General features: G+C 74.9%; 19 protein-coding genes. 6 read left to right on the top strand and 13 right to left on the bottom strand.

What is annotated here, in order from left to right; genetic code table 11:
• Nucleotides 1–157 precede the first annotated feature (157 nt).
• Together ABEA15_RS10540 and ABEA15_RS10535 are read left to right on the top strand one after the other, a co-directional pair.
• Nucleotides 158–2,065 carry a S1C family serine protease gene (locus ABEA15_RS10540; protein WP_345556489.1) on the top strand — a complete coding sequence of 636 codons (1,908 nt, stop codon included), beginning with the start codon at nucleotides 158–160 and terminating at the stop codon, nucleotides 2,063–2,065.
• A gap of 329 nt (nucleotides 2,066–2,394) precedes the next feature.
• Nucleotides 2,395–3,663 (top strand): glycosyltransferase, encoded by a 1,269-nt coding sequence (locus ABEA15_RS10535; RefSeq protein WP_344142797.1) that lies wholly within the window; start codon nucleotides 2,395–2,397, stop codon nucleotides 3,661–3,663.
• On the opposite strand, the gene ABEA15_RS10530 is transcribed toward ABEA15_RS10535, so the two are convergent.
• The 8 genes from ABEA15_RS10530 to ABEA15_RS10495 all read right to left on the bottom strand — a co-directional run bounded on the left by ABEA15_RS10530 (nucleotide 3,630) and on the right by ABEA15_RS10495 (nucleotide 11,048).
• Nucleotides 3,630–4,793 carry a DMT family transporter gene (locus tag ABEA15_RS10530; protein ID WP_344142798.1) on the bottom strand — a complete coding sequence of 388 codons (1,164 nt, stop codon included), beginning with the start codon at nucleotides 4,791–4,793 and terminating at the stop codon, nucleotides 3,630–3,632. The genes ABEA15_RS10535 and ABEA15_RS10530 overlap by 34 nt on opposite strands.
• Before the next feature lie 683 nt (nucleotides 4,794–5,476).
• Nucleotides 5,477–6,943, bottom strand: coding sequence for a sensor histidine kinase (locus tag ABEA15_RS10525; RefSeq protein ID WP_425579377.1), 1,467 nt, complete (start codon nucleotides 6,941–6,943; stop codon nucleotides 5,477–5,479).
• Nucleotides 6,944–6,947: 4 nt separating this feature from the next.
• Nucleotides 6,948–7,655: a response regulator transcription factor gene (locus ABEA15_RS10520; protein WP_344142800.1), complete on the bottom strand. Its 708-nt coding sequence runs from the start codon at nucleotides 7,653–7,655 to the stop codon at nucleotides 6,948–6,950.
• Nucleotides 7,656–7,772: 117 nt separating this feature from the next.
• Nucleotides 7,773–8,345, bottom strand: coding sequence for a hypothetical protein (locus ABEA15_RS10515; protein WP_345556488.1), 573 nt, complete (start codon nucleotides 8,343–8,345; stop codon nucleotides 7,773–7,775).
• A gap of 58 nt (nucleotides 8,346–8,403) precedes the next feature.
• Nucleotides 8,404–8,553, bottom strand: coding sequence for a hypothetical protein (locus ABEA15_RS10510; RefSeq protein WP_345556487.1), 150 nt, complete (start codon nucleotides 8,551–8,553; stop codon nucleotides 8,404–8,406).
• A gap of 94 nt (nucleotides 8,554–8,647) precedes the next feature.
• A complete protein-coding gene (locus tag ABEA15_RS10505; RefSeq protein WP_345556486.1) occupies nucleotides 8,648–8,824 on the bottom strand; it encodes a glycine zipper domain-containing protein in 177 nt (58 codons plus the stop codon).
• Between the two features lie 142 nt (nucleotides 8,825–8,966).
• Complete coding sequence (locus ABEA15_RS10500; RefSeq protein WP_345556485.1) at nucleotides 8,967–9,962, bottom strand: bifunctional helix-turn-helix transcriptional regulator/GNAT family N-acetyltransferase; 996 nt, start codon at nucleotides 9,960–9,962, stop codon at nucleotides 8,967–8,969.
• Between the two features lie 132 nt (nucleotides 9,963–10,094).
• The gene (locus tag ABEA15_RS10495) at nucleotides 10,095–11,048 is read right to left on the bottom strand and encodes an HpcH/HpaI aldolase/citrate lyase family protein (RefSeq protein WP_344142806.1); all 954 of its coding nucleotides are present in this window, start codon (nucleotides 11,046–11,048) and stop codon (nucleotides 10,095–10,097) included.
• 247 nt (nucleotides 11,049–11,295) lie between these two features.
• On the opposite strand from ABEA15_RS10495, the gene ABEA15_RS10490 reads away from it, so the two are divergent.
• The 4 genes from ABEA15_RS10490 to ABEA15_RS10475 all read left to right on the top strand — a co-directional run bounded on the left by ABEA15_RS10490 (nucleotide 11,296) and on the right by ABEA15_RS10475 (nucleotide 17,015).
• Entirely contained in the window at nucleotides 11,296–13,617 is a 2,322-nt protein-coding gene (locus tag ABEA15_RS10490; RefSeq protein ID WP_345556484.1) for a molybdopterin-dependent oxidoreductase, read from the top strand.
• 230 nt (nucleotides 13,618–13,847) lie between these two features.
• Entirely contained in the window at nucleotides 13,848–14,954 is a 1,107-nt protein-coding gene (locus ABEA15_RS10485; protein WP_345556483.1) for a FecCD family ABC transporter permease, read from the top strand.
• Between the two features lie 95 nt (nucleotides 14,955–15,049).
• On the top strand, nucleotides 15,050–16,072 hold the full coding sequence (locus ABEA15_RS10480; protein WP_344142853.1) for a FecCD family ABC transporter permease: 1,023 nt from the start codon (nucleotides 15,050–15,052) through the stop codon (nucleotides 16,070–16,072).
• A gap of 76 nt (nucleotides 16,073–16,148) precedes the next feature.
• Complete coding sequence (locus ABEA15_RS10475) at nucleotides 16,149–17,015, top strand: ABC transporter ATP-binding protein (RefSeq protein ID WP_344142809.1); 867 nt, start codon at nucleotides 16,149–16,151, stop codon at nucleotides 17,013–17,015.
• A gap of 88 nt (nucleotides 17,016–17,103) precedes the next feature.
• On the opposite strand, the gene ABEA15_RS10470 is transcribed toward ABEA15_RS10475, so the two are convergent.
• From ABEA15_RS10470 to ABEA15_RS10450, 5 genes are all read right to left on the bottom strand, one after another.
• Nucleotides 17,104–19,176: a serine/threonine-protein kinase gene (locus ABEA15_RS10470; RefSeq protein ID WP_345556482.1), complete on the bottom strand. Its 2,073-nt coding sequence runs from the start codon at nucleotides 19,174–19,176 to the stop codon at nucleotides 17,104–17,106.
• Nucleotides 19,177–19,553: 377 nt separating this feature from the next.
• Nucleotides 19,554–20,201, bottom strand: a complete 648-nt coding sequence (locus tag ABEA15_RS10465) for an IS110 family transposase (RefSeq protein ID WP_345556561.1) — start codon at nucleotides 20,199–20,201, stop codon at nucleotides 19,554–19,556.
• 233 nt (nucleotides 20,202–20,434) lie between these two features.
• Nucleotides 20,435–22,597 (bottom strand): serine/threonine-protein kinase, encoded by a 2,163-nt coding sequence (locus ABEA15_RS10460; RefSeq protein ID WP_345556481.1) that lies wholly within the window; start codon nucleotides 22,595–22,597, stop codon nucleotides 20,435–20,437.
• Between the two features lie 305 nt (nucleotides 22,598–22,902).
• On the bottom strand, nucleotides 22,903–23,268 hold the full coding sequence (locus ABEA15_RS10455) for a peptidase inhibitor family I36 protein (protein ID WP_345556480.1): 366 nt from the start codon (nucleotides 23,266–23,268) through the stop codon (nucleotides 22,903–22,905).
• Nucleotides 23,269–23,464: 196 nt separating this feature from the next.
• The gene (locus ABEA15_RS10450) at nucleotides 23,465–24,334 is read right to left on the bottom strand and encodes an SRPBCC family protein (protein WP_344142814.1); all 870 of its coding nucleotides are present in this window, start codon (nucleotides 24,332–24,334) and stop codon (nucleotides 23,465–23,467) included.
• Between the last annotated feature and the right edge of the window lie 88 nt (nucleotides 24,335–24,422).

Genomic DNA, 24,422 nt, shown 5'->3' with positions numbered 1-24,422 from the left:
GCCCGAACGGGGTCTCGTCGAGACTCGTTTTGCCCGCCCGTCGCCCACCACCGCCCAAACGGTGTCTCTTCGAGACGCATTTTTTCTTCTGTCTCACCGCTGTCTAACCTCGGCCGCCGATCGTTGTCGGTAACAGGTCGAGCATCCGGAGGAGCAAATGAGTGCCAGCGACCCAAGCAAGGGCTTCCCCACCGGGGACCACGGAGGAGAAGGCCGTCCGGCCGATCCGCCCGAGGTGTCCGCGGACCCCGCCCGGTCCGGTGCCGATCCTGCGTCCCCGGCCGGGCCCGCCGATACCGCGCAGCAGTCCCAAGCCGCCGCTCGCGCCGGGAGCGGTGCTGAGCCCGTACCCGGCGAAGCCCCCGACGGGGCGGTAGCGGCGCGGGCCGAGGACGGCGGCCCCGAGACCACCGGACCGTGGCGGTCCGCGGTGGCCAACCGGCCGCCGCGCGCGACCCCGGACGAAGCGGCCGGAGCCGAGGCGCCGACCCCGGCGCCGGACCCCGGGCCCCGGGAGCAGGCGCAGCCTCCCCAGGCCGCCCAGCCCGGCGAACACGCCGCTCCCACCTCCCCCACAGATCCCGTCCGGCAGCACGGCCCTGCTCAGAACGCCCAGGGCTCATATCCGGGCGGGCACGGCCAAGGTCCGCACGGTCCGCAGCCGGGACAGCACTCCGGCACCGCCGAATCCGCGGTCTGGTCCGGGGCGGCCGCCGGTGCCGCGGGCGGGGCGGCCGGCTCGTCGGTCCCGTACGGCACCCACCCCGGCCAGGACGCCGGCGCGCACCACGCCGGTGGCTGGCACTACGGCGGCGGCCACCCCGGCGGTCCCGGCTACCCCGGTGGCCCCGGTCACCCGGGCGGCCCCGGCGGCTACCCGCCGCCCCCGCACGGCGAGGGCCACCCGGGCGAGCAGCCCCGCAAGCCGGGTCTTCTGCGGCGGAACGCCGTCGTGGTGGTCGCGGCCGTCACGGCGCTGGTCACCAGCCTGATCGTGGGCCCCGCCGCCGCGGCGATCACCGCCTACCTCGCCGACGAGGGCCAGGGAGGCACGTCAGCGCTGACGGACGGCTCCGGCGGCTCCGTCTCGACCGGGGACGTCAGCACCGTCGCCGAGAAGGCCCTGCCCAGCGTCGTCTCCATCCAGGCCGGCCAGGGCGCCGGCAGCGGCGCGGTCATCAGCTCCGACGGCCAGATCCTCACCAACGCCCACGTCGTCGCCGCGGCCCAGGGCGACACGGTCACCGTTTCGTTCAACGACGGCCGCGAGGCGAAGGCCCGCATCCTGGGTACCGACCCCGTCTCCGACCTCGCCGTCATCAAGGCCGAGGACCAGAGCGGGCTCACCACCGCCAAGCTGGGCAACTCCGACAAGGTCGAGGTCGGCGCCAACGTGGTCGCGATCGGCTCCCCGCTGGGCCTGCAGGGCACCGTCACCAGCGGCGTGGTCAGCTCCCTCGACCGCCCTGTCAACACCGGCGCCACCGGCCGGCAGGAGCAGCAGCCGGACAACCCCTTCGGCCTGCCGGAGGAGCCGGAGCAGGGAGAGCAGCAGCTGCAGACCTCAACGGTCATCAACGCCATCCAGACGGATGCGCCCATCAACCCGGGCAACTCGGGCGGACCGCTGATGAACATGAGCGGCGAGGTCATCGGCATCAACACCGCGATCGCCTCGACGAGCTCCACGGGGGGTCAGGCCGGCTCCATCGGGCTGGGCTTCGCCATCCCGATCAACCAGGCCAAGCCGATCGCCGAGCAGCTCATCAAGGACGGCCAGGCGAGCTACGCCGCCATCGAGGCCACCATCACCCAGAGCAACAAGGAAGGCGCCACGGTCGTGGAGACCACCGACGGCGGCGCCGCGGCCGAGGCCGGCCTGAAGCGCGGCGACCGCATCACCCACGTCAACGGCGAGGAGGTGGAGGGCCCCAACGCCCTCATCGCCGCGATCCGCTCCCACCAGCCGGGCGACACGATCACCATCGGCTACGTCCGCGGCGGCGAGGAGCACGAGGCCGACGTGACGCTCTCGGCGCAGTCGTCCAACAGCCTCGGCAGCTGAGGCGGCGCACCGCGAGACCTCTTCGGGAGCGGGGATCCTGAAGGGAACAGGGGGACGGGGCCCGGCGCGTGCCGCACGCGCCGGGCCCCTGCCTGCCGCCGCCGGTCCCGGCGACCGGGGTGTGGGGTGCGACACCGGTCGCCGGCTCGACGCGTTCGCCGGGGCGGAGGGTATCGTTCCCGGCACTGTACGGCGATCGGCCGTGCGCCCGCGGTGACGACCCCGCCGTCCCGGCAGGCCGGCACCGCGGAGCCGACGGCCGAACCGGACAACCGACCCGCGAGCACGGTGCGGTCCGTTCACCCGCGCCTCGATCTGGAGACCTGACAATGGGCGAAGCCCCTTCCGCACTCCCGGGCCGCCGTCGGACGCAGAGCGGCACCCCGCACGGCGCCGGAGGACCGCCGGCGCGCCTGCGGGTGCTCATCGGCTCCGACACCTACCCGCCCGACGTCAACGGCGCCGCGCTGTTCACCGCGCGCCTGGCGCACGGGCTCGCCGACCGCGGCGCCGACGTGCACGTACTGTGCCCCTCAGCGGACGGACCGCCGCACGTGGCCGAGACCGGCGGCGTCGTCGAGCACCGGGTGCGTTCGGCTCCGTCGCTGGTGCACGAGACGGTGCGCCTGGCAGTGCCCGCGGGCCTCGCCGGGCACATCGACCGCCTCCTGGCCCGGCTGCGCCCCGACGCGGTACACATCCAGAACCATTTCATCGTCGGCCGCCTGCTGCTGCGCGCGGCCCGGAGGCACGGCATCCCGGTCGTGGCCACCAACCACTTCATGCCGGAGAACCTGTTCACGTACCTGCACTGCCCGCCGGCGCTGCGCTCGGCACTCGGCGACCGCGCCTGGCGCGACTTCGTGCGCGTCACCTCCGGGGCCGACCACGTCACCACCCCCACGCGCATCGCCGCCCAGCTGCTGCTGGAAAAGGGCTTCGGCCGCACCGTCGAGGCGGTCTCCTGCGGCACCGACCTGCACCGCTTCCGGCCGCTCGGCGGCGGCGCTGCCGAACGCGCGCAGGCCAGGCGGCGGCTGGGCCTGCCCGACCGGCCGACGCTCGCGTTCGTGGGGCGCCTGGACACCGAGAAGAACATCGCCGACCTGGTCGAGGCGCTGCCGCACGTTACGGTGCCCGACGCCCAGCTCGTGGTGGCCGGCGCCGGGCCGCAGCGCCCCCACCTGGAGGAGCTGGCGGAGAAGCGCGGCGTGGCCGACCGGGTGCACCTGCTCGGGTTCGTCCCCGACACCGACCTGCCCGGCGTCTACCACGCGGCCGACGTGTTCACCATCGCCGGGACCGCCGAGCTGCAGAGCATCGCGACGCTGGAGGCCATGGCCAGCGGGCTGCCCGTCGTGGCCGCCGACGCGATGGCGCTGCCCCACCTGGTGCAGACCGGGCGCAACGGCTACCTCTACCCGCCGGGCAACCCGGGCGATTTGGCCAAGTATGCCGGCGAGATCCTCGCGGGCGGCGAGGAGCGCGACCGGATGGGCGAGGAGAGCCGGCGGATGGCCTCCCGGCACGACCACCAGGCCTCCCTGGCGCGGTACGAGGAGATCTACCGCGAGCTGTCGCCGGGCCGAGCCGGGTGAACCGCCCAATCCGCGCGGCCGCCGCCCACTCCCCGCTCGGCGGACGGGCCGCGGCCCGGGCCGGGGCCGCGGCCGAGTTCGGGGCGATGCCCCGCGCCGCCCGCGGACCCGCCGGCGGACCTGAGGGGGCGCGCAGACGGGTCGCGCCTGCGGTGCGTCCCCTCGGCCGGCCGCTCATCATGCGACCAGACGTGCCGTTCGGAGTCCCTACCGTGGGGGGCGGATGCCGCGCTGCCGCCGACCTGCTCGCTGGTGACACCCTTGCCGAGCCGAGCGGTGCCCTGCACGGGCGGTGCGGGGGCGGGACGGCTGGCGCGGGCCAGCGTGACCACGCCGACGACGAGCAGGACTGCGGCGGCGGCCGCGATCGTGCCGTCCACCGGCCCGGTCGGGATCCGCTCGTCGAAGAAAACGACACCGATGACCGCGGCCGAGAGCGGGTCGCTGATGAGCAGCGTCGCGTAGGCGAGCGCGAAGTGCCCGCTGCGGTAGGCGTTCTGCACGACCACGGCGCCCGACAGCCCGATCGCCAGGCCGACCAGGCTCAGCGGCTGCACGATCGCCAGCACGTCTGAGACGGCGGCCGACCCGATGACGCGGGCGAACGCCGACGTCGCGCCGTAGGCGACGCCGCCGGCCAGCGCGAGGGTCCAGGCCCGCGTGACGGGGCCGGTGAACCGCGCGGCCGCCAGGCACGCCAGCATCACGCCGGCGCAGCCCAGGGGCATGAGGAACGTCTCGGCGCGGGTGGGCACCGGCGCGCCGGCGTGGTCGGGCAGCGTGGCCAGTAGCCCGGCCAGCGCCGCGGTGACCGCGAGCGAGCCGATGACCTGGGCTTTCTCCAGCCGCTGGCGGCGGAAGAACGCGGAGAGCATCACCGCGAACAGCAGGCCGCTGACACCGATCGGCTGGATGATGATGAGGGGCGCGCTGCTGAGAGCGGCCATGTGCGCCACGACGCCGGCCACCGTCAACAGCGTGCCCAGGCACCAGCCGCGGCTGCGCACCAGGAAGGCCAGCAGCCGCAACTGCCCGAGCCGGGGCGCCCGCACGACCGACCTCTCCTGGAAGGCCGCCCCCGCCGCGACAGCGAGCGCACCGGCAATGGCGATGACCACTGGCAACGACATGTGCTGCTGCGCCCTCCTTGCGTCTCACCCGCTTCGGCGGGTGCGGCGGTACGTCGTTCGGTGGTGCATCCGGCGGGCGGGCGTCGGAGTTCTCTCCGTTTCCGATCGGGATGTCGTGCGCGGCCGGGGCGGGAACGGCGGCCCGTTCTCCGCCGCCTCCGGGCGCGGCCGGGGGACGTCGAATTGCGGATATTCCCGAACAATCCCGACCACCCAGCCGAGTGTGACAGGTACCACGTGCGCGGGGTGAACCGCGGTGGCCCCGACGCGCTCCACGGCAGGAGCCCCCGGCCCCCGGGCCGCCGCCCGCGCGGGCGCTTCCGGCCCGGTGCCACACGGGGGGCCATCCTCCTGGCCTGGGGATTCTGCTATACGAAAGGTCAAGATCCGATAAACGAGCCGAAACAGGCCGCCGGGAGCCGACCGCGGCCTCCAGGCTCACCGGCCGCGGCGATGCGGCGCGGTCCCGCCCGCAGGCCGCCGCCCACCGGAGACGCGTCGCGTCGCCCGCCCCTCCCCGGGCCCCGAGCGCGCACCGCGATCCGCCCCGGGGCGGAGCCCGCCCGGCTCTCCGGGCCACCTTATCGGTGCGCGGCCTGACCGCGGCCCGCGCGACCGGGCACGCGGGCCGGTCGGCGCGCCGTCCGTGTCCGCCACCCTGCGGCGCGGGAGCCGCCGCGCGGTCAGTCCCGGCGGTCGGCCGCGGGGTCCCCTTCGCTGCGTGGCGGCAGCCAGAACCCGACGACGGCGCCGCCGCCGGGGCGGTTCGCTGCCAAGACCCGTCCGCCGTGGGCGCTGACGATGTCGTGGACCATCGACAGGCCGAGCCCCGATCCGGGCATGCTCCGCGCCGAGGTCGCGCGGAAGAAGCGCTCGAAGATGTGCTCCAGCTCCTGCTCGTCGACGCCCGGGCCCCGGTCGCGCACCTCGACCCTGCCCTCCCGGACGACGATCTCGACGGGCTCCGCCCCGTCGGGGTCGAACTTCGCGGCGTTCTCCACCGGGTTCGACAGGGCCCGCTCCAGCGCCCCCGGCCTGCCGTGCACCACTGTGCCGTCGGCGTCGACCGTGACCTCGCGCCCCGTTCGCCTTCGGGTGCGGGCGGCGACGCGCTCGGCCAGGGCGCCCAGCTCCACGTCGGTCGGCTGCTCGTCCTCACGGCTGTCGGTGGCCAGCTGCACCAGCTCGTCGACGAGGTCGGTCAGCTCGCGTGTCTCGCCCTGGAGGTCGTCGAGGAGCTGCTGCCGGCCTTCCGGGGGCAGCTGCTCGAAGCGGCGCATCACGCTGACGTTGGTGCGCAGGCTCGTGAGCGGGGTACGCAGCTCGTGCGAGGCGTTCTGCACCAGCCGCCGCTGCTCCTCCTTGGACCCGGCCAGCCGGGCCAGCATCGCGCTGAACGCGTTGCCCAGGCGGCCGACCTCGTCGCCCGCCGCCTGCCGGGCGGCGGGCTCGCCGCCGGGTACGGGGTAGTCGAGCCTTCCGGTGGCGCTGACGTACTCGGCGGCCTCGGTCAGCCGCACCAGGCGGCCGGTGACGCGACGGCCGATCAGCCACCCGGCCACACCCGCTCCGATGAGCACCGCCCCGCCGACGCCCAGCATCTGAGTGGCAAGGCTGTCCAGCATGCTCTCGGTCGGCGACAGCCGCTGACCGATCTGGATGGCGCCGCTGCCGCCGCCGAGGGAGACCGTCGCGATGCGGTACTCCTCACCGTGGGCGGCGTCCTCGCGGGTGTGCACGACCCCGGCCTGCTCCTCGGCCGCGATCTCGCGGTCCTCGTCGGTGACCGGCAGGAACCGCACGGGCTGCCCGCCGCGCACCTGCACCTGGAGTCCGCCGTCGGGGGTGATGGCCTGGTAGGTGAAGGAGTCGGAGTGCAGGAGCGTCGGCCCGTTTCCGCCGCTGAACGGGTCCATCGCCGGTCCGCGCAGGTCGCGCGAGAGGCTCTCGACGGTGGTGTCGAACTCCGTCTGCTCGTCGGTGCGGATCAGAAACGCGGCGGTGTTGTAGGCCAGCGAGCCGACGAGCGCGATCACCACGGCCGCCACCAGGGCGAACGACACGGCGAAGCGGGTGCCCAGGCGCCAGTCGCGCACCGGCACGACGCGCTCCTTGAGAAGGTCCACCATCCGGCGCGGGTTGCCGGTCATCGGATCACCCCGCCTCCCGCGGCCGGATCGTGTAGCCCACGCCCCGCACGGTGTGGATCAGCGGCGGCGTCCCCTGGGGCTCCAGCTTGCGGCGCAGGTAGCTGATGTAGACGGCCAGGTTCTTGGACTCCGGGCCGAAGTCGTAGCCCCAGATGCGGTCGTAGATGGTGGGATGGTCCAGCACGATCCCGGTGTTGCGGACGAGCAGCTCCAGCAGGTCGAACTCGGTCTTGGACAACTCGACCTCCTGCCCGCCGCGCCACACCCGGCGCGCACCGGGATCGAGCTGCAGGTCGCCGACCTCCAGCAGTGCCGCGGGGGATCCGTCCTCGTCCGTGGGCGCCGCACGGCGCAGCAGCGCGCGCAACCGCGCCAGCAGCTCGTCCAGCTCGAAGGGCTTGGGGAGGTAGTCGTCGGCGCCGGCGTCCAGTCCGGCCACCCGGTCGGAGGTCTCCACCCGCGCCGTCAGCATCAGGATCGGGGTCCGGTCGCCCTCCTTGCGCAGGACGCGGCACACGCCCAGGCCGTCAACGCCGGGCATCATCACGTCGAGCACCAGCAGATCCACCGGCTCGGCGTGTACGGCCGCGAGGGCCTCGACACCGTCGCCCGCAGTACGCACCTCGTAGCCCTCCAACCGCAGCGCCCGATCCAGCGAGTCGCGGATGGCGCGGTCGTCGTCGGCGATCAGGACGCTGCTGGCTCGGGTCATGGTGCCAATGGTGGCGCATCCGGGTTAGCCGCCGGTAAGAGCAACACGAAGTGGGAGTGGGCACGTGGCGGTGGGGAGGCGGCGGGGGTCCGCGGGGTCCGGGCGGAACCCGCGGGTCTACGCGCGGCGGGCGGCGCGCAGGGAGCCGACCGCCGCCACCGCGCCGGAGACGAGCAGCACCGCGCCCGAGAGGACACCGCTGACGATCGGAACCAGCGGCGTGTGGGCCAGGCCGACGAGCGCGAAGCCCGCAGCGCCGAGCAGGGTGAGCCCGACACCCGGCACGAGGACGGAGGCCTCCCGCCACACCGCCGCCAGTGCGGCGAAGTGCAGGCCCACGATGAGCGCGATCCAGGCGACGTTGGCCTCCGCGGGCGCGCCCAGCGCGTGCAGCGCCGGGAAACCGCCGAAAAGCAGCACGGCTTCGGCTGCGACGACGGCGGCGTAGCCGCGGCCGAACATCGCCGGTCGCCCGCCGGCCGAGCCGGCGCCCGGGGCGTCCGGGGAGCGGTCGGCCGCAGTGCTCCGGGCCGCCAGCACCGCCGGCACGGCGGCAGCCGCGAGGGCGAGCACCGCGGCGGCGCGCGCGAAAGCGACCAGGCCCGGCCCCATCGGGGCGCCGGAGTTGACGAAGACGAACACGGCGCCGAAGACGCAGCCGATCAGGATTCCCGCGAGCCGTCGGTGCATGGGCGGGGCCTCCTCCTTCTGAAGGGGGGACGTGTGTGGTGGAGGGGCGGCACAGGGCTCATCCGCCGTCGTGGCCGTCGGCGGCGCTGAAGCGCTGCCGGTCGGCGGTGTGGGAGATCCCCGGCCCGACGGCTCCGCCGCCGATGCCCGCCAGGAGGCCCGCAGCCGGGTTGTCGACGGCCGCGCCCACCGCGCCGCCGCCGGGCACAGCAGGAGCCCGACCGCGACGTGCGGCCTTCTCACCGGCGCCGGACCCTCCGTGCGCCGTCGCCGCTCCGGACGGCCGGACAACGGCCCCGCGGCTACGCACCGTCGCCGTCGCCGCTGCGGCCGCCTTGTTGGAAGGCGATCCCGAAGGCGATGCCGATCCCGATGCCGAAGGCGATCCCCAGGCCCAGGTTGTCCAGGGCGACGCCGATGGCGGTTCCGACCCCTATGCCGATGGCGAGTCCGGAGAAGGCGGAGGTGTTCCACTTCATCGGTGCCTGCCTCCTCTGCCGGCCGTTGCGGACGGCGGACGTGGTGGACGATGCGGAAGATCGGACGCGGTGCGGCGCCCGCGGGTTCCCTCGCCCGGTCCCCCGGACCCCCCGAGGGCGAGCCGGCCCGGCGCCCGGCCGGTCACAGCTCCAGCTCCCAGGTCTGCGCCGTGAGGTCCCGCCCGAAGGCGCGCTCCTCATGCGAGGAGACGAGGCGGAACCCGGCGGCCTGGTACAGGCGCCGCGCCTCGGCGAGCACCGAGTACGTCGCCAGCACCATGCGCCGGTAGCCGGCGGCGCGTGCGAAGTCCAGGCATTCCCGCATCAGCATCGAGCCGACGCCGCGGCCGCGCGCCTCGGGCTCGACGAGGAACAGCCGCAGCCGCGCGGTGCGCTCGTCGTCGGCCACGCACGCGATGCACCCGGCGCGGCGGCCGCCGGCTTCGGCGATCCACAGGCGCCGGCCCGGCCCGTCGGGCGCCTGCGCATAGTCGGCGACCAGGCGCGCCACCCAGGCCTCGAACGCGGAGTCCCAGCCGTACTGGGCGGGGTAGAGGGCGCCGTGGCGCTCGACCACCCAGCCGAGGTCGCCGGGGCCCGGCTCGCGCAGCGACGGGCCGCCGGGTGCGGCGGCGGAACCGAGGGCGGCATCGGTCGCCGCGCGATCGCCGCCTCCAATGTGGGCGGGATCGTCGAACAGCCGCCGCACGGTGCACATCGCCTCGATGAGCCGCCGCCGCTCGGCCGCGGACAGGTGCGAGATCAGCCTGACGACCTCTTCGTTCGCGCGGTCGTCCAGCACCTCGGCGGCGCGCCCGCCCTCCTCGGTCAGCTCGACGACCTGCCGCCGCCCGTCCTCGGGGGAGGGCGAACGGGTGATGAGCCCGCCCCGCTCCAGCCGGGTCAGCACGCGGCTGAGCTGCCCGGCGTCCATGTCGAGCTCGCGCCGCAGGTCGAGGGCTTCGGCCCGGGGGCGGTGCCGCAGCTCGTACAGGGTGCGGACCTCGGTCAGCGACCACGGGGAGTCGAGCAGACCGGGTTTGAGCACGCCGACCCGGCGGGTGAAGAAGCGGTTGAACGAGCGGACCGCGGAGACGTCCTCGATCGGGACGCCGGTGTCGGATTCGAGCTTGCCCATGGCCATCTCCACTGCTGCTCCGCCTCCGCGGCGTCCCCGGCCGCCGCCGAAGCACAACTGTTTGACTCTGACAAACAATCTAGCGCGGGGAGGGGCCGGTTGGAAAGAAGCCCCTTGGAGGCGCCGCGCGCCTCAGGCCTCCCCGCCGGACTCCGGCGTGCGGCGCATGCCCGCTGCGCGGCCCTTGCCCGCCACCGCCAGCGCCATCTTGCGGGAGGCCTCGTCGAGCATCTCGCCGCCCAGCATCACCGCGCCGCGCCGCTCCACGCTCGTGGCGTGCTCGTAGGCCTCCAGGATGCGCTCGGCGTGGTCGTAGTCGTCCTGGCCGGGCGTGTACACCTCGTTGGCCGCCGCCACCTGCGACGGGTGCAGGACCCACTTGCCGTCGAAGCCGAGGGCGGCGGTGCGCCCCGCCGAGCGGCGGAACGCATCGACGTCGCGGATCTGCAGGTACGGGCCGTCGATCGCCTGGAGCCCGTTGGCGCGCGCGGCCAGCAGGATGCGCATCAGCACGTAGTGGTAGGCGTCGCCCACGTCGTAGCCGGGCGGCTGCTCGCCGACCACCAGCGTGCGCATGTTGACCGAGGCCATGAAGTCGGCGGGCCCGTACACCAGGCTCTCCAGCCGGGGCGAGGCCGCCGCGATGTCGTCGGCCCGGGAGGCGCCGCGGGCGTCCTCGATCTGGGCCTCGATCCCGATCCGGCCCGGTTCGAGGCCGGTCGCCGCCTCGATCTGGGTGAGCAGGGTGTCCAGCCAGCGCACGTGGTCGGGCCCGGTGACCTTGGGCAGCACCAGGCAGTCCAGCTCGGCGCCGGCCGCCTCCACGACCTCGATGACGTCGCGGTAGGTCCACGGCGTCTCCAGGTCGTTGACGCGCACCGTGCGCACCTTGGCGCCCCACCCGCCGGCGTTGAGTGCGGCCGCGGCGTTGGCGCGGGCCGCCTCCTTCTCCGACGGAGCCACGGCGTCCTCAAGGTCGAGGAAGAACGCGTCGGCCTCCAGGCCGCGGGCCTTCTCGATGAACCGGGCGTTGGACGCCGGAACCGCCAGAACCGAACGGCGCGACCGCGATGCCACCGCACCCATGGTGCCTCCCTTGCTCGACCGGACTCGGCGCCCCGCCCGCCCGCGGGCGGCAGGGGACGCCGCCGGACATCCTCGCAAACCGGCGCCGCCGGACGCGCGCCCGCCCGCGGCTCCGCCGTGAGGCATGCCGCAGCGCCGTGCCGCCCGCGCCCGATCGGGCGGTGCATAGAGTGCTACCAGGCACGGAACGAGTACGGGGGTGCGCAGAAGCCGGTGCGCGGGCGGGTCCCCGGGGGAGCGAGGCCCGATGGACGAGCCCGACGAGCACACGACCAGCCACCCGACCAGCGCGCACTGGGGGACCTACGACGTCCTGGTCTCGGGCGACCGCGTCGTGGGGGTGCGGCCGGGCGCGGACGACACCGACCCCTCGCCGCTCATGCGCAACGCCCCCGCCGCCCAGCACCACCGGACCCGCGTCGCCGCTCCGGCGGTGCGGCGGCGGTGGCTGGAGAACGGCCCCGGCCCCGACAGCCTGCGCGGCGCCCCCGGCGACGAGTACGTCGAACTCGGCTGGGACGCCGTCCTGGACCTGCTCGCCGCCGACATCGACCGCGTCCGGCGCGAGCACGGAAACGCCGCGATCTTCGGCGGCTCCTACGGCTGGGGCAGCGCCGGCCGGTTCCACCACCCGCAGAGCCAGGTCCACCGCTTCCTCAACTCCGTCGGCGGCTACACCCGTTCGCGCAACACCTACAGCCACGCCTGCGTCGAGGTGCTGCTGCCGCACGTCGTCGGCCTGGGCGGCACCGCCGACCTGCTCGAACGCGCGCCGACCTGGGAGGCCGTCGCTCGGCACACCGACCTGGTGGTGACCTTCGGCGGGCTGCGGCTGTCCAACACCTGGAACTCCTCCGGCGGACGGGCCCGCCAGACCGCCGCCGAGGGCATGCGCGCGGCGGCCAAGAACGGCGTGCGCACCGTGTCCGTCAGCCCGCTGCGCGACGACACCATCGAGGAATCGGGCGCCGAATGGCTGCCGGCCGACCCCGGCACCGATACCGCCGTCCTGCTTGCCCTCATCCACACCCTCTTCGACGAAGGGCTGGCCGACCACGGCTTCCTCGACCGCTACACCGTCGGCGCCGACGTGCTGCGCCGGTATGTCACGGGCGAGCAGGACGGCGTCGCCAAGACCCCCGAGTGGGCCGAGGGCCTGTCCCGGCTTTCCGCCCGGACCCTGCGCGACCTCGCCCGGCGCATGGCCGCCGGCCGCACCCTGGTCAACGTCGGCTGGTCGGTGCAGCGCACCCGCTTCGGCGAGCAGCCGCTGTGGGCCGGGGTGGCGCTGGCCGCCTGCCTGGGCCAGATCGGGCTGCCCGGCGGCGGGTTCGCCACCGGCTACGGGTCCTCGGGCAACTATGCGGGCGGCTCCACGCCCTCGGGGCTGCCGCGCTTCCTGCAGGGCGCCAACCCCGTCGACTCCGTCATCCCGGTCGCCCGGATCGCCGACACGCTGCTGCACCCCGGCGAGTCCTACGACTACGACGGGCGGCGGCGCACCTACCCCGACATCCGCATGGTGGTGTGGTCCGGCGGCAACCCCTTCCACCACCACCAGGACCTCGCGCGGCTGACGCGCGCCTTCGGCCGCCCCGAGACGGTGGTCGTCGCCGAGACCCACTGGACCGCCACCGCCCGCCACGCCGACATCGTGCTGCCCTCGACCACCACCTTGGAGCGCGACGACATCGGGGCCAGCCAGGGCGACCTGCGGGTGCGCGCCATGCCGCGCGCGGTGTCCGCGCACGGCAGCGCCCGCGACGAGTACGACGTCTACGCGGACCTCGCCGAGCGGCTCGGCGCGCGTGCGGAGTTCACCGAGGGGCGCACCTCGGCGCAGTGGCTGCGGCACATCTACGAGCAGTGGCGCGCCCGGTACTCCACCCGGCGGCCGCCCGGCTTCGACGACTTCTGGGCCGCCGGCGCGGTCGACATCCCCGACCGGGTCGAGGACACCACCCTCTTCGGCGGCTTCCGCGCCGACCCCGGCGCCCACCCGCTGGCCACCCCGAGCGGGCGCATCGAGCTGTACTCGCGGACCGTCGACTCCTTCGGCTACGACGACTGCCCGGGCCATCCCGCCTGGCTGCCTCCACCGGAGCGCCTCGGTACCGAGCGGGCGCGGCGGTGGCCGCTGCTGCTCGTCGCCAACCAGCCGCGCGGCCGCCTGCACAGCCAGCAGGACATGGGCGCCTACAGCCGTTCGCTGGAGATCGCCGACCGGGCGCGAATGCGCATGCACCCCGGCGACGCGGCGGCGCGCGGCATCGCCGACGGCGACGTGGTGCGGGTGTACAACGACCGCGGCAGTCTGCTCGCCGGGGTCGAGACCAGCGCCGACGTGCGGCCCGACGTCGTGCAGCTGTCCACCGGTGCCTGGTACGACCCGTCCTCGCCCGCGGCGACCTGCGTCCACGGCAACCCCAACGTGCTCACCGCCGACATCGGATCCTCCGCCCTGAGCCAGGGCACCACCGGCCAGCACGCGCTGGTGGAGGTGGCCCGCTACGAGGGCGAGCCCCCGCCGGTGCGCGTGTTCGAGCCCCCGCGGACCAGCGCGCCGTAGCAGCGGGCGGGTCGGGGGCCGGGCGCCCCGGCGGTCGGCCGGTCGGCACTGCCGCGAGGGCTCCGCGCCCGCCCGCACCTGCGCCGACGGGAGACGCCGCTCACCGTCGGGTCCCACTTCCGCCGAAATAAGGGGATAGGTTAGCCTCTACTAAGTTCGAGTGGAACGTGGAACCGCCCCGGAGGAACAGTGCTGCCCCTGCCCGCGCGCCGCACGGCCGGCGGAGCGCGATGAGCCTGGAACGGCCGTCCACCGCCCTGGACACGGGCGACGACGCCGATGCTCCCGACTCCGTCGTCGCCGCCCAGGCGCTCGACCGCCGCACCAGCGCCGCCGCGCGCACCCACCTCCTGCGCACCACCGGTCTGCTCGCGCTGATCGCGGCCCTGGCCGGCTGCGCGGTGCTCAGTATCGCCGTCGGTGCCAAGGCCATCCCGCTGGGCAGCGTCCTCGGCGCGCTGCTGGACCCCGACGGAAGCTACAACTCCAGCGTCGTGTGGGAACTGCGGCTGCCGCGCACCGTCCTGGGCGTGTTCGTCGGCGCGGCCCTCGGGCTGGCCGGGGCGCTCATGCAGGGGCTCACGCGCAACCCCATCGCCGAGCCCGGCATCCTGGGCGTCAACTCCGGCGCCGCCGCCGCGGTCGTCACCGCGATCTTCGCATTCGGCCTGACCGGGGCGGACACCTACATCTGGTTCGGGTTCCTCGGCGCCGCGGTCGCCTCGGTCCTGGTCTACGCCCTGGGCTCGCGCGGACGCAGCGGCGCCACACCCGTCCGCCTTGCCCTGGCCGGAACCGCGCTGGGGGCGGTGCTCCAGGGCTTCGTCTACGGGATCACGGTCCTCAACGAGAACGTCTTCGACCAGATCCGCTTCTGGCAGGTCGGCTCCCTCGTCGGCCGCGACCTGGACATCTTTCTGCGCCTCTGGCCGTTTCTGACCGCGGGCATCGTGCTGGCCCTGATGCTGGGGCCCGCGCTGAACGCCGTCGCGCTCGGCGAGGACCTCGCCGCCGCGCTCGGCGCCCGGGTCAACCGCACGCGCGCGTTCGTGGCCCTGGCCATCGTGCTGCTGTGCGGCGGCGCCACCGCGGCGGCCGGCCCCATCTGGTTCGTCGGCCTGATCGTGCCCCACCTCGCGCGCTCGTTCACCGGGCCCGACCAGCGGTGGCTCCTGCCCTACTCCGCGGCGACCGGTGCCGTACTGCTGACGCTGGCCGATACCGCCGGACGCGTCGTCACCTCCAGCGGCGAACTGGAGGTCGGCATCGTCACCGCCCTGATCGGCGCGCCCGTCTTCATCTACCTCGTGCGGCGGAGAAGGATGGCCCAGCTGTGACCCTCACCCCCGCCCGCCCCGGCACGGGCTCCGACGCAGCGGCCGGCGGCGCGCCCGGCGCGCCGCCGGGCCGCCCTCGGCGCTTCACACGGGCCGTGCGCCTGGCCGGCGGCCGCGTCAGCTTCGCGGTGCGCCCGCGCGTCGCCGCCGTCTACGGCGGGCTGCTCGCCGCGACCGTCGTCGTCTTCGCCGTGTCGCTGTCGGTGGGCGAGTACGCCATCCCGCTGCCGCGCGTGCTGTGGGCGCTGGCCGGCGAGGGGGAGCGCCTCGACCTCTTCTTCGTCCGCGACGTCCGGCTGCCGCGCGCGTGGGTGGCGGTGCTGGTCGGCGCGGCCCTGGGCATCGCCGGAGCCGTGTTCCAGAGCATCTCGCGCAACCCGTTGGGCAGCCCGGACATCATCGGGTTCACCGGCGGCGCCTCCACCGGCGCGGTGGCCGTCATCCTGGTGTTCGGCGGCAGCGTGCTGCAGGTCTCGCTCGGCGCCGTGGTCGGCGGTGTTGGCACGGCGGTGGTGGTCTACCTGCTGGCCTTCAAGCAGGGCGTACAGGGTTACCGGCTGGTCCTGGTGGGGATCGGCATCAACGCGCTGCTGCTGGCGGTGCGCGACTACCTGATGACCCGGGCCGAGCTGACCGAGGCCATGACCGCCCACATCTGGATGATCGGCAGCCTCAACGGGAGCGGCTGGGGCGAGGTCGTCGCGGTCTCGATCGCGGCGGCCGTGCTGGTTCCCGTCGTCCTCGCCCTGGGGCCGCGGCTGCGCCTGATGGAGATGGGCGAGCAGTCCGCGCGCGGACTGGGCGTGCCCGTGCAGGGCACCCAGGTTACGGTGATGCTGGCGGCGAGCGCGCTGACCGGCGCGGCGATCGCCGTCTCCGGTCCCATCAGCTTCATCGCCCTGGCGGCGCCCCAGTTGGTCCGCCGCCTCGCGCGCACCAACGGCACCGCGCTCCTGGGCGCGGGGCTCATGGGCGCGCTGCTGCTGGCGGTGGCCGACCTGATCGCCCAGCAGGCGCTGGCGCCGACCCAGCTGCCGGTGGGCGTGGTCACGGCGGTCATCGGCGGCAGCTACCTGATCTGGGTGCTGTACCGGGAATGGCGTACCGGCCATGCCTGACCCCGGCCGCGCGACCCACCGGACGCCCAACACGAGTCGGACGCGGCAGACGCGTCGGACGCCTGAAGGAGAGACGATGCCCGAACCGTCCCGGCTGTGGGGAGAGAACCTCACTCTGGCCTACGACCAGAGTGTGATCTCCCGCGACCTGGGGATCACCATCCCGGACAACTCCTTCACCGTGATCGTCGGGCCCAACGCCTGCGGCAAGTCGACGCTGCTGCGCGCGCTGTCGCGGATGCTCAAGCCCAGCAGCGGGGCGGTCCACCTGGACGGGCGGCTGATCGGCTCCTACCCCTCCAAGGAGGTCGCGCGCCGCCTGGGGCTGCTGCCGCAGTCCTCGATCGCCCCGGACGGCATCAGCGTCGCCGACCTCGTGGCGCGCGGGCGCTACCCGCACCAGAAGTTCCTCAAGCAGTGGTCGCGCACCGACGAGAAGGTCATCAACGAGGCCATGGAGGCTACCGGGATCGTGGACCTCGCCGGTCGCATGGTCGACGAGCTGTCGGGCGGCCAGCGCCAGCGCGTGTGGCTGGCCATGGTGCTGGCCCAGCAGACGCCGCTGCTGCTGCTCGACGAGCCCACGACCTATTTGGACATCGCCCACCAGATGGACGTCTTGGACCTGTGCGCCGAGCTGCACCACGAGCGGTCCTACACGCTGGTCGCGGTGCTGCACGACCTCAACCACGCATGCCGGTACGCCACGCACCTGATCGCGATGAAGGACGGCCAGGTCGCCGCGGAGGGCGACCCCGCCGACATCGTCACCGAGGAGCTGGTGGAGGACGTCTTCGGGATGCCGGTGCGCGTCATCCCCGACCCGGAGACCGGTACGCCGCTGGTCGTCCCGGTCGACCGCGGCGGCCGCATCGCCCGGCGCAGGGAGCCGGGCACCGTGGAGCGGCCCGCCGCGCGCGCCGAGGAGGCGCGCAGCGCCTGACGCGCAGCGCCGCGCCGACGGTACCGCTCCGGCGGGGCCCGCCCGGCACCCACCGGGTACCGGGCGGCCGCCGCTGGCGGCCTCTGCCTCAGGCCGTCGCGTCCAGCACCACCAGGTCGACGCGCTCGGCGGGTTCGCGCTCGCAGGCGCCGGCGTCCGCTGTGTAGGCGCGGGTGGCGGCGTCGCCGTCCGGGGTCGGCGACATCCGGCACGTCCACTCGCCGACCTCGGCGACGTAGCCCGCCGCCTGCTGCTCCGCCTCCGGGATCGCGAGGTACTCCTCCACGACCGGCCGGACGTCGTCGCAGGCCAGGTCGCCGCGTGTCGGCACCAGGTAGGCGCGCTCCACGTCCGGAACGTCCTCGACCACCCCGCAGATGCCGCTCTCCAGGCCGCCGAAGCCCGAGTAGTGCCAGTTGTGCTCGGTGCCCCCGGCGGTGTAGTCGAGGCGGAGCGGATGCCCGTCGGCGTCGGTCCACAGGTCGAAGCGGGCGCCGGAGTGCCGCTCGCCGTCCGCTGTGGGATCGAACCTCCCGCTGACGTGCAGGGCCGACGTCCCGTTCAGGCGGCCCTCGATGCGCTCGTCCACCCGCATCGTCTCCATCAGCTCCTCGAACGGCCGCACCACCGGGGAGCGCGAACCGAGCCGGTCGGCCGCCGACGCGTCCGGAAGCGCCGCCGCGACGTACTGGCCCTCGACGCCGCCGCCGAAGTCGCGCCGCAGCAGGAGTTCGGACTGCGGCCGGTAGACGTAGGCCGTGCTTCCTGCGGCTGGCGCCTCGGGATCGCCCAGCAGGGTGGCGTTCTGGAAGAAGGGCTCGCCCTCCAGGGTCGTGAGGACGTGCGCGCGGCGCTCGGCGGTGGGCATACCCCCGCCCTCGACGTCCTCGACCGCGCGGTAGCTCTCGCCGGTCTTCAACGCGGCCGCGGCCTCGGACACGGCCTTCTCCGCCGAGCCGAACGGGGACTCGGGCGACGGCGCGTCGCTTGGCGCGGCCTGCGGCTCGCCGGCGAAGGAGGCGGCGGTGAGGAAACCCCCGGCGCCGAGCACCAGCGCCGCGGCCATGCTCGACACGGTCACGACCGCGGTCGCCAGCGCCCCCGCCTGCCCGGGGCCGGGCGCGTCGGCGCTCGGCCCGGCCGCGTGCGCGGGCCCACCGTCGCCGCCGGGGTCCCCGGTCGCCGCCGCGCCGGCGGCGCCCGCCGACGCGCCGGCGGCCTCGGCGCTCCGGCCGGCGGCGATGATGGCGCGCAGCCGGTCGGCCAGGTCGCGGGTGGGCGTCTGCGAAGTGTCCTCGGCAGAGGCGTAGGCCACCAGGCCGCGGTAGGCGCTCTCCGCAGTCGGCCGGGAAGCCGGGTCGGCGACCAGGGCCAGCCCGACCAGTGGAGCCAGCTCGCCCGGTACGCCGTCGAGGTCGGGGCCCCCTTCGCGGACCCGCAGGTGCGGGTCGGCCCCCTCGTCTGCGGCCCCGGCGGGCAGGAACGGGTGTCGACCGGTCGCGGCGTAGGCGACCAGGCAGCCCCATGAGAAGACGTCGCCGGACGCGGAGGACGGGGCGCCCTCGGCGGCCTCGGGACTCGCCCACTCGGCGCGGTCCATGGGGATGTCCGCTGCGGCGAATGCCGACCCGCCCGTCCCCCCGAGCGCATCCAGGCCGATGAGGCGCGGACCGTCCGGAGTGAGCACGACGTCGTCGGGGGTGATCGCCCCGTAGGCGAGGCCGGCCGGTTCGGCACCGGCGAGCGCCTCGGCCGTGCCCGCGGCCAGCGCGAGCAGGGCCTCGCTCGGTAGCGCTCCCCGCTCCTCGACCCGGGAGCGGAGCGTGGGCCCGGAGGGGGCCCCGGTCGCCACCCACGGATGTTCGGCACCGGTGTCGGCGGCCAGGACGGGCAGAGCGCAGACGCCCGCCACGCCCTGAAGCGCCGCGACTCGGCGCTCGAGCGCGGAGCGCCCCCCGGAGTCGCCGGCGAGCCGCTCGCCGGCGACCCGGACGGCCACGGGTGCGCCCAGGGAGTCGGTGGCGCCGTAGACGACGCCCGTGCCGTCCTGGGCCAGCCGCCCGGTCAGTGTGTAGGGCCCGACCGACTCGGGGTCGTCGTCGGCCAGCGGTCGCAGGTGAGGGGAATGGGGCACGTCACGTGCCCCGTGCTGCGCGCTCATACTTGCTTCCTTCTGCTCGCGAGCCGGCGAAGCGGCTTGCTTTCGGGGTCGGCGATCTTCGGCACAGGACGGCGACCTGCTCGTCCTCGCCGTGGTCGCGGAAACCCGGTCGGGGGTGTGGCGGGGCGGCCCGCGCAGGCCGTACGCGCTGCGGGGCGGGAGCGGCCGGCGCCGCACCGGCGGACCGGTCGCGCACGCCGGAGAACCCGGTGCCGCCGACCGGTCCGTGCGGCGGATTCCGCGGGGAGCGCGGTATCCGGACGGAGGGGCGGACGCTCCGGCGCCCGTCCCCTGCGCCGACGGCGTAAAGGGCACGGATTCCTCTGTGTGGCAGGGTATGCGCTAAGGAGCGCATTCGGCGAGGCAGGGCCGGTGATTCACACCCGTCCCGCGCGCCCCGCACATAGGCAGTGCTCCGATCGGGCGGCGCGCGGCGCACCGCTCGGCGCGGAGCGGCGGCCGCAGCGGCTCCCATACGGGTGCGGGGCGGACGCCGGGCACGCACCCGCCCCGCACCCTTCTCGCAGTGGGACCGCGCCGGCCGGTCCGGCCGACGCGGGTCGGCGCGAATCCACTCCTTCGCCAGCTTCGCCCGCTTCTCGGTGCCGCCCGCGGCGTGCCACCCGCAGCGCGCGGATCGCCTCCACGATCCCGTCGCGGGTCTTGGGGGTGCCGGCGGCCCGGCCCGAGGCCACGGCGGTGGCGGCGGCGCAGGCGTCGATGGGGTCGGACTTTCCTTTCATCCGGGGCATCTTGCGGTCGGGCCGGTCGACCTCCGCCACATCCAGGCCCGCGCCACGCAGAACACGGGCCAGCTCGGCGCCGTAGGCGCCGGTGCCCTCCACTCCGACCGCGGTCACGGTGCCGAACGAGCCCAGCCAGGACAACAGTTGCCGGTAGCCCTTGGCGGTGGCGCCGAACCCGCGGTCGCCCAGGTGGCGGCCGAGGGGGTCGACGATTGCGGCGTGGTGGGTCTGGCCGTGGGTGTCCACACCCGCTGTGACTTCCAGGGCCTGGTTCGTCATGCTGGTCACTGCCGTCTTCTCGCTGGTTCCGGTGGGGCGGCACGCGCCGGCCGGGCGGGCGGACAAGACAGTGGCGGGGCTTCTGGACCGAGCTCCTATTAGGTCACGAGCGCCCGTCCGGTCGCGTGCGGTGGCTCTCCGCACGGACCGACATATCCGGTAAAGGACAGCCCATCGGCGTCGGTCAGTCCGTGAGTCAGATCCAGCGGAGAAGCCACTACACATCCTCACTGTCAGTCCAGCCTGAGGAAGTCGACCCGGTCGGCGGCGCCCAGCTCCCCGGCGTAGCAGGCGCCGGCGTTCTCGCTGGTCCGCTCACGGACCTCGGCCTCCGGACTCAGACCGCAGGTCCAGCCGCCGTCGACCTCGGCGACGTAGCCGGTGCCCTCCTTCTGCTCGTCGGGCACGGCCAGGTACTGCTCGACCGCCGCACGGGCGTCGCCGCAGGCGATGCCGTCCGAGGTGGGCACCAGCAGGGCGCGGTCGACACCGGGGACCCCGTCGACCGTGCCGCACAGGCGGGCGCCGAGCCCGTCGAACCCGGCGTAGGTCCAGCTGCGCGTGAACCCGGCCAGGGGGTCGTCCTCGGAGGCGTACTCGTAGTCGAGCCGCAGCGGCAGCCCGTCCGGCCCGGTCCACAGCTCGAACCCGACCCGGGGGACCTCACCTGCGCCGGAATCGGCGCCGGGGAGCTCGAACGTCCCGGTGACGCGCACGGCCGGGGTCCCCTCCAACTCCGTCTCGGTGCGCTCGGTCTCCTCCATCGAGGCGGCGAGGCTCTCGAACGGCGCGAGGAGGGGCTCTCGTGAGTACAGGGACTCCAGCGCGCCGTCCGCCGGGTCGGGCACCGTCGTGTGGAGGGTGCCCGCCGTCGCCGTTCCGACGTTCCACGTTCGCTCGATCAGCCGCTCCCGCTCCGGGCGGTAGAGCCGGTCCGCCATGAACTCGGGGCTTTCGCGCGTGCCCGCGATCTCCACCACCTGGAAGACCGGCTCGCCGCCGGCCGTCGTGTGGACGTACTCGTACCAGGAGGGGAGCCCGTCGTTGCGCGATGTGGACTCCATGGCGCGGTAGCTGTCCGCCGCCTCCAGGTTCTCGACGATCCCGGCGACGATCTCCTGCGGTGTGCCGAGTGTCGGCGAGGGGGACGGCGAGGGGCTCGGCGAGCTGCGCGGCGCCGGGGAGTCCGTGAGCAGCGGCGCGGCGAAGTAGCCGCCCGCGCTGATACCGCCGACGACCAGCACCGCCGACGCCGCGATGGCCGCGACCTTGGTCCCTCCCGCCATACCCGCGGCGGTCATGGCCGCGCCCGCGCCTCCGGCCCCTGTGGACCCGCCTGCCGCGCCCGCGCCGCCTGCCGCGCCCGCGCCGGCGACCGCCGAGCCCGCGGCGAGACCGGCGCCGCCCGCCGTGGCGAGGGCGGGGACGGCGGCCAGCCACAGCGCCGGGTCGTGCCAGCTGACGTCGATGTCGGGCCAGCTGCGGGAGACGAGGTCGCGCAGCCGGCCGCCGAGGTCGCGCGTCTGGACCTGCGAGGTGTCCTCGGCGGTGGCGAAGTCGATCAGCCCGCGGTAGGCGCTCTCCGCAGTGGGGCGTCCGGCGGGGTCCCTCGCCACGGCCAGCTCGACGATCGGCCGCAGTTCCGCGGGAACGCCGTCGAGGTCGGGGCCTCCCTCCAGCACGCGGCTGCGCAGCGCCTCCTTGCCGCCCTTGCCGAACGGCGGGCGGCCGGTGGCCGCGTAGGCGACCAGGCAGCCCCACGCGAACACGTCGGCGGGCGGCCCCGGCTCGGCCCCCTGGTAGCGTTCCGGGCTCACCCACCCGGGCGAGCCGAACACCCGGCCGCCGGAGTGCCCGGCCTCGCTCCGGCTCACCGGGCGCGCGATGCCGAAGTCCAGGATCCGCGGCCCATCGGGGGTGAGCATCACGTTGCCGGGCTTCACGTCGCAGTGCACGATCCCCGCCGCGTGGACGGCGGTGAGGGCCTCGGCGGTCCCGGCGGCGAAGGCGAGCAGCGCGCCCGGCTCCAACGGCCCCTCGCGCTCCACGCGGGCGCGCAGGGTCAGGCCCGGGACGAAGTCGGTGGCCACCCACGGCTGCGCGGCCTCCGTGTCGGCCGCGTGCACGGCGGCGGTGAAGACGCCGCGGACCCGCCGCAACAGCTCGACCTCCTGCGCGAAGGCCGAGCGGAACGCCGGGTCCTGCGCGTACTTGCGGTGGACGACCTTCACCGCGATGCACGCGCCGTCGCCGTCGAGCGCGCCGAAGACGGTCCCCATGCCCCCGGCCCCGAGCCGCCCGACGACGGTATAGGGCCCGATCCGCTCCGGGTCGCCGGAGGCCGACGGCTGCAGTTCTGGGGGAAGGGGCGCCTCGGCCCCGGACCGCGCACTCATTGCGATTCTCTCTAGTCGCCGACCGACGGGAAGATCCTAAATGTTCCGGTCGGGGCCCCGCGTGCTCGGCTGCGCGCTCCCGCGGCCGCGACACGCGCTCGCAGCGTCGCACCGCTCGCATCCGGAGACCTCCCGGTGGCCGGTACCGGCCGTTCCGGACACGCGGCGACGTCGGAGCACAGGCATCTTCCGCGGGCCGGCGCTCCCCGCTCCGGCCGAGCCCCGTCCCGCCCTCTCCGGGCCCCGTCCTCCGGGCGCACGGAAGGCGCACGAAGGACGGGGAGGACCGTCTCCGGCCACCGCGGCTACCAGGCCAACGAGACGCTGACTCCGTCCGGGACGATGCGGGGTTCGGACTGCTCCTGGCCCGCGGTCGCGACGAGGGCGCCCGTGCAGTCGGGGCCGGAGTACACGCCGGCCGCCGCGGGGATCCCGGGGCTGCCGTAGGTGTTGGCGATCGACCGGATGGGGGTCTTCAGGTTCACGCAGCCCGCTCCGGCTTGGAGGGGGACCAGTTCACCGCCGAAGTCGTATCCGGTGTATCCGCAGATGCTCCCGGGGTCGCAGCCCGGCGGCCGCGCGGTCGAGGAGTCGTCGGCAGCGGCGGTCAGGGGAGCGGCAGCGAGGGCGGCGGCCGCTACGAGAACGGCCGCACGAAGGGTTCCGCGCATGGGGAATCGCCTTTCGGGTCGAGCGGCCTCGCAGCCAGGGTGCCCCAGGCGCAGGGCCGTGTCGACGGGCCCGCCGCCGAATGCCGGATCCGGTCACGGGCGCCGCCGGCCGCCCCCGGCGGGCGGTGCCGACAGGCGCGGGGCCCCACCCGACCGCCGCTCGCCCCACCGGTTTCGACCCGGGGCGGCGCCCGCCTCAGCTCCTCCTGCGCCTGCTCCGCCTGGTGCGCCTGCGCAGCCAGCGGAAGACGATCGCGAGCAGCCCCGCCGCCCCGATGGCCGGAAGCGCGCGCTTGAGCAGCGGCAGGCCGACCGTCGAGACCAGGTCGATGCTGTCGTCGCGCGACCGCAGCCCGGGGCTGTCGGACCGCGGTTCCCGCTCCGGCCGGACCTGCGCATCGTCGGACTCCTGCGCGCCCGGCTCGCCGGAGGTCCCGGCCCGGTGCTCCTCCTCGCCGGCCTGCGGCGGCACGACCGCGTTGGCCGTCGTGCCCGCCTCGGCCGTGGCGGTGCCCGCCGTCGCCGCCGAGGAGCGCGAGCCGTCGCCGCCCCGGTCGGCCGTCCGCCCGCCCTCGGCCGCTGCGGCCCGGCCCCCGGCCGCCTGCCCGCCCTCGGCGCCCTCCAGTTCGGCGGCGAGGTTGTCGGCGAACCGCTGGACCAGCTTGGCGCTGACGTCGGCCATCACGCCGCGCCCGAACTGGGCGACGCGGCCGGTGACGGTGAAGTCGGTGTCGACGGTCACCTCGGTGGTCCCGTCGTCCTGCTCGTGCAGGCGGGCGGTCACCGTGGCCGAGGCGGTGCCGGAGCCGCGGGCCTCCTTGCCGCCCGCGTGCAGCTCCACCCGGTGCTCCGCGGCGTCGACCTCGGTGAAGTGGGCCTCGCCCCGGTAGGTCACGCTGATCGGTCCCACCTTCACCCGCACCTTGCCGGTCATGGTGTCGCCCTCGACCGATTCGAGGGTGGCCCCCGGCATGCACGGTGCGACGCGCTCGACGTCCATCAGCACGTCCCAGGCCTGGTCGACCGGCACCGGAACCGTGAACCGGTTGTTCAGCCGTGTACTCATTCGCAGCGCCGCCTTCCTGCCGCGTTCGGCGTCATCGGCTCGCCCTCCATCTGCCCCGCGTGCGGGCGCCTCGAACCCAACCCCTTAC

It is taken from the genome of Streptomonospora halophila (genome assembly GCF_039542725.1).
Taxonomy (GTDB): domain Bacteria; phylum Actinomycetota; class Actinomycetes; order Streptosporangiales; family Streptosporangiaceae; genus Streptomonospora; species Streptomonospora halophila.
The sequence above is the reverse complement of the archived record's forward strand: the minus strand, read 5'-3'. Positions and strand labels throughout refer to the sequence as shown.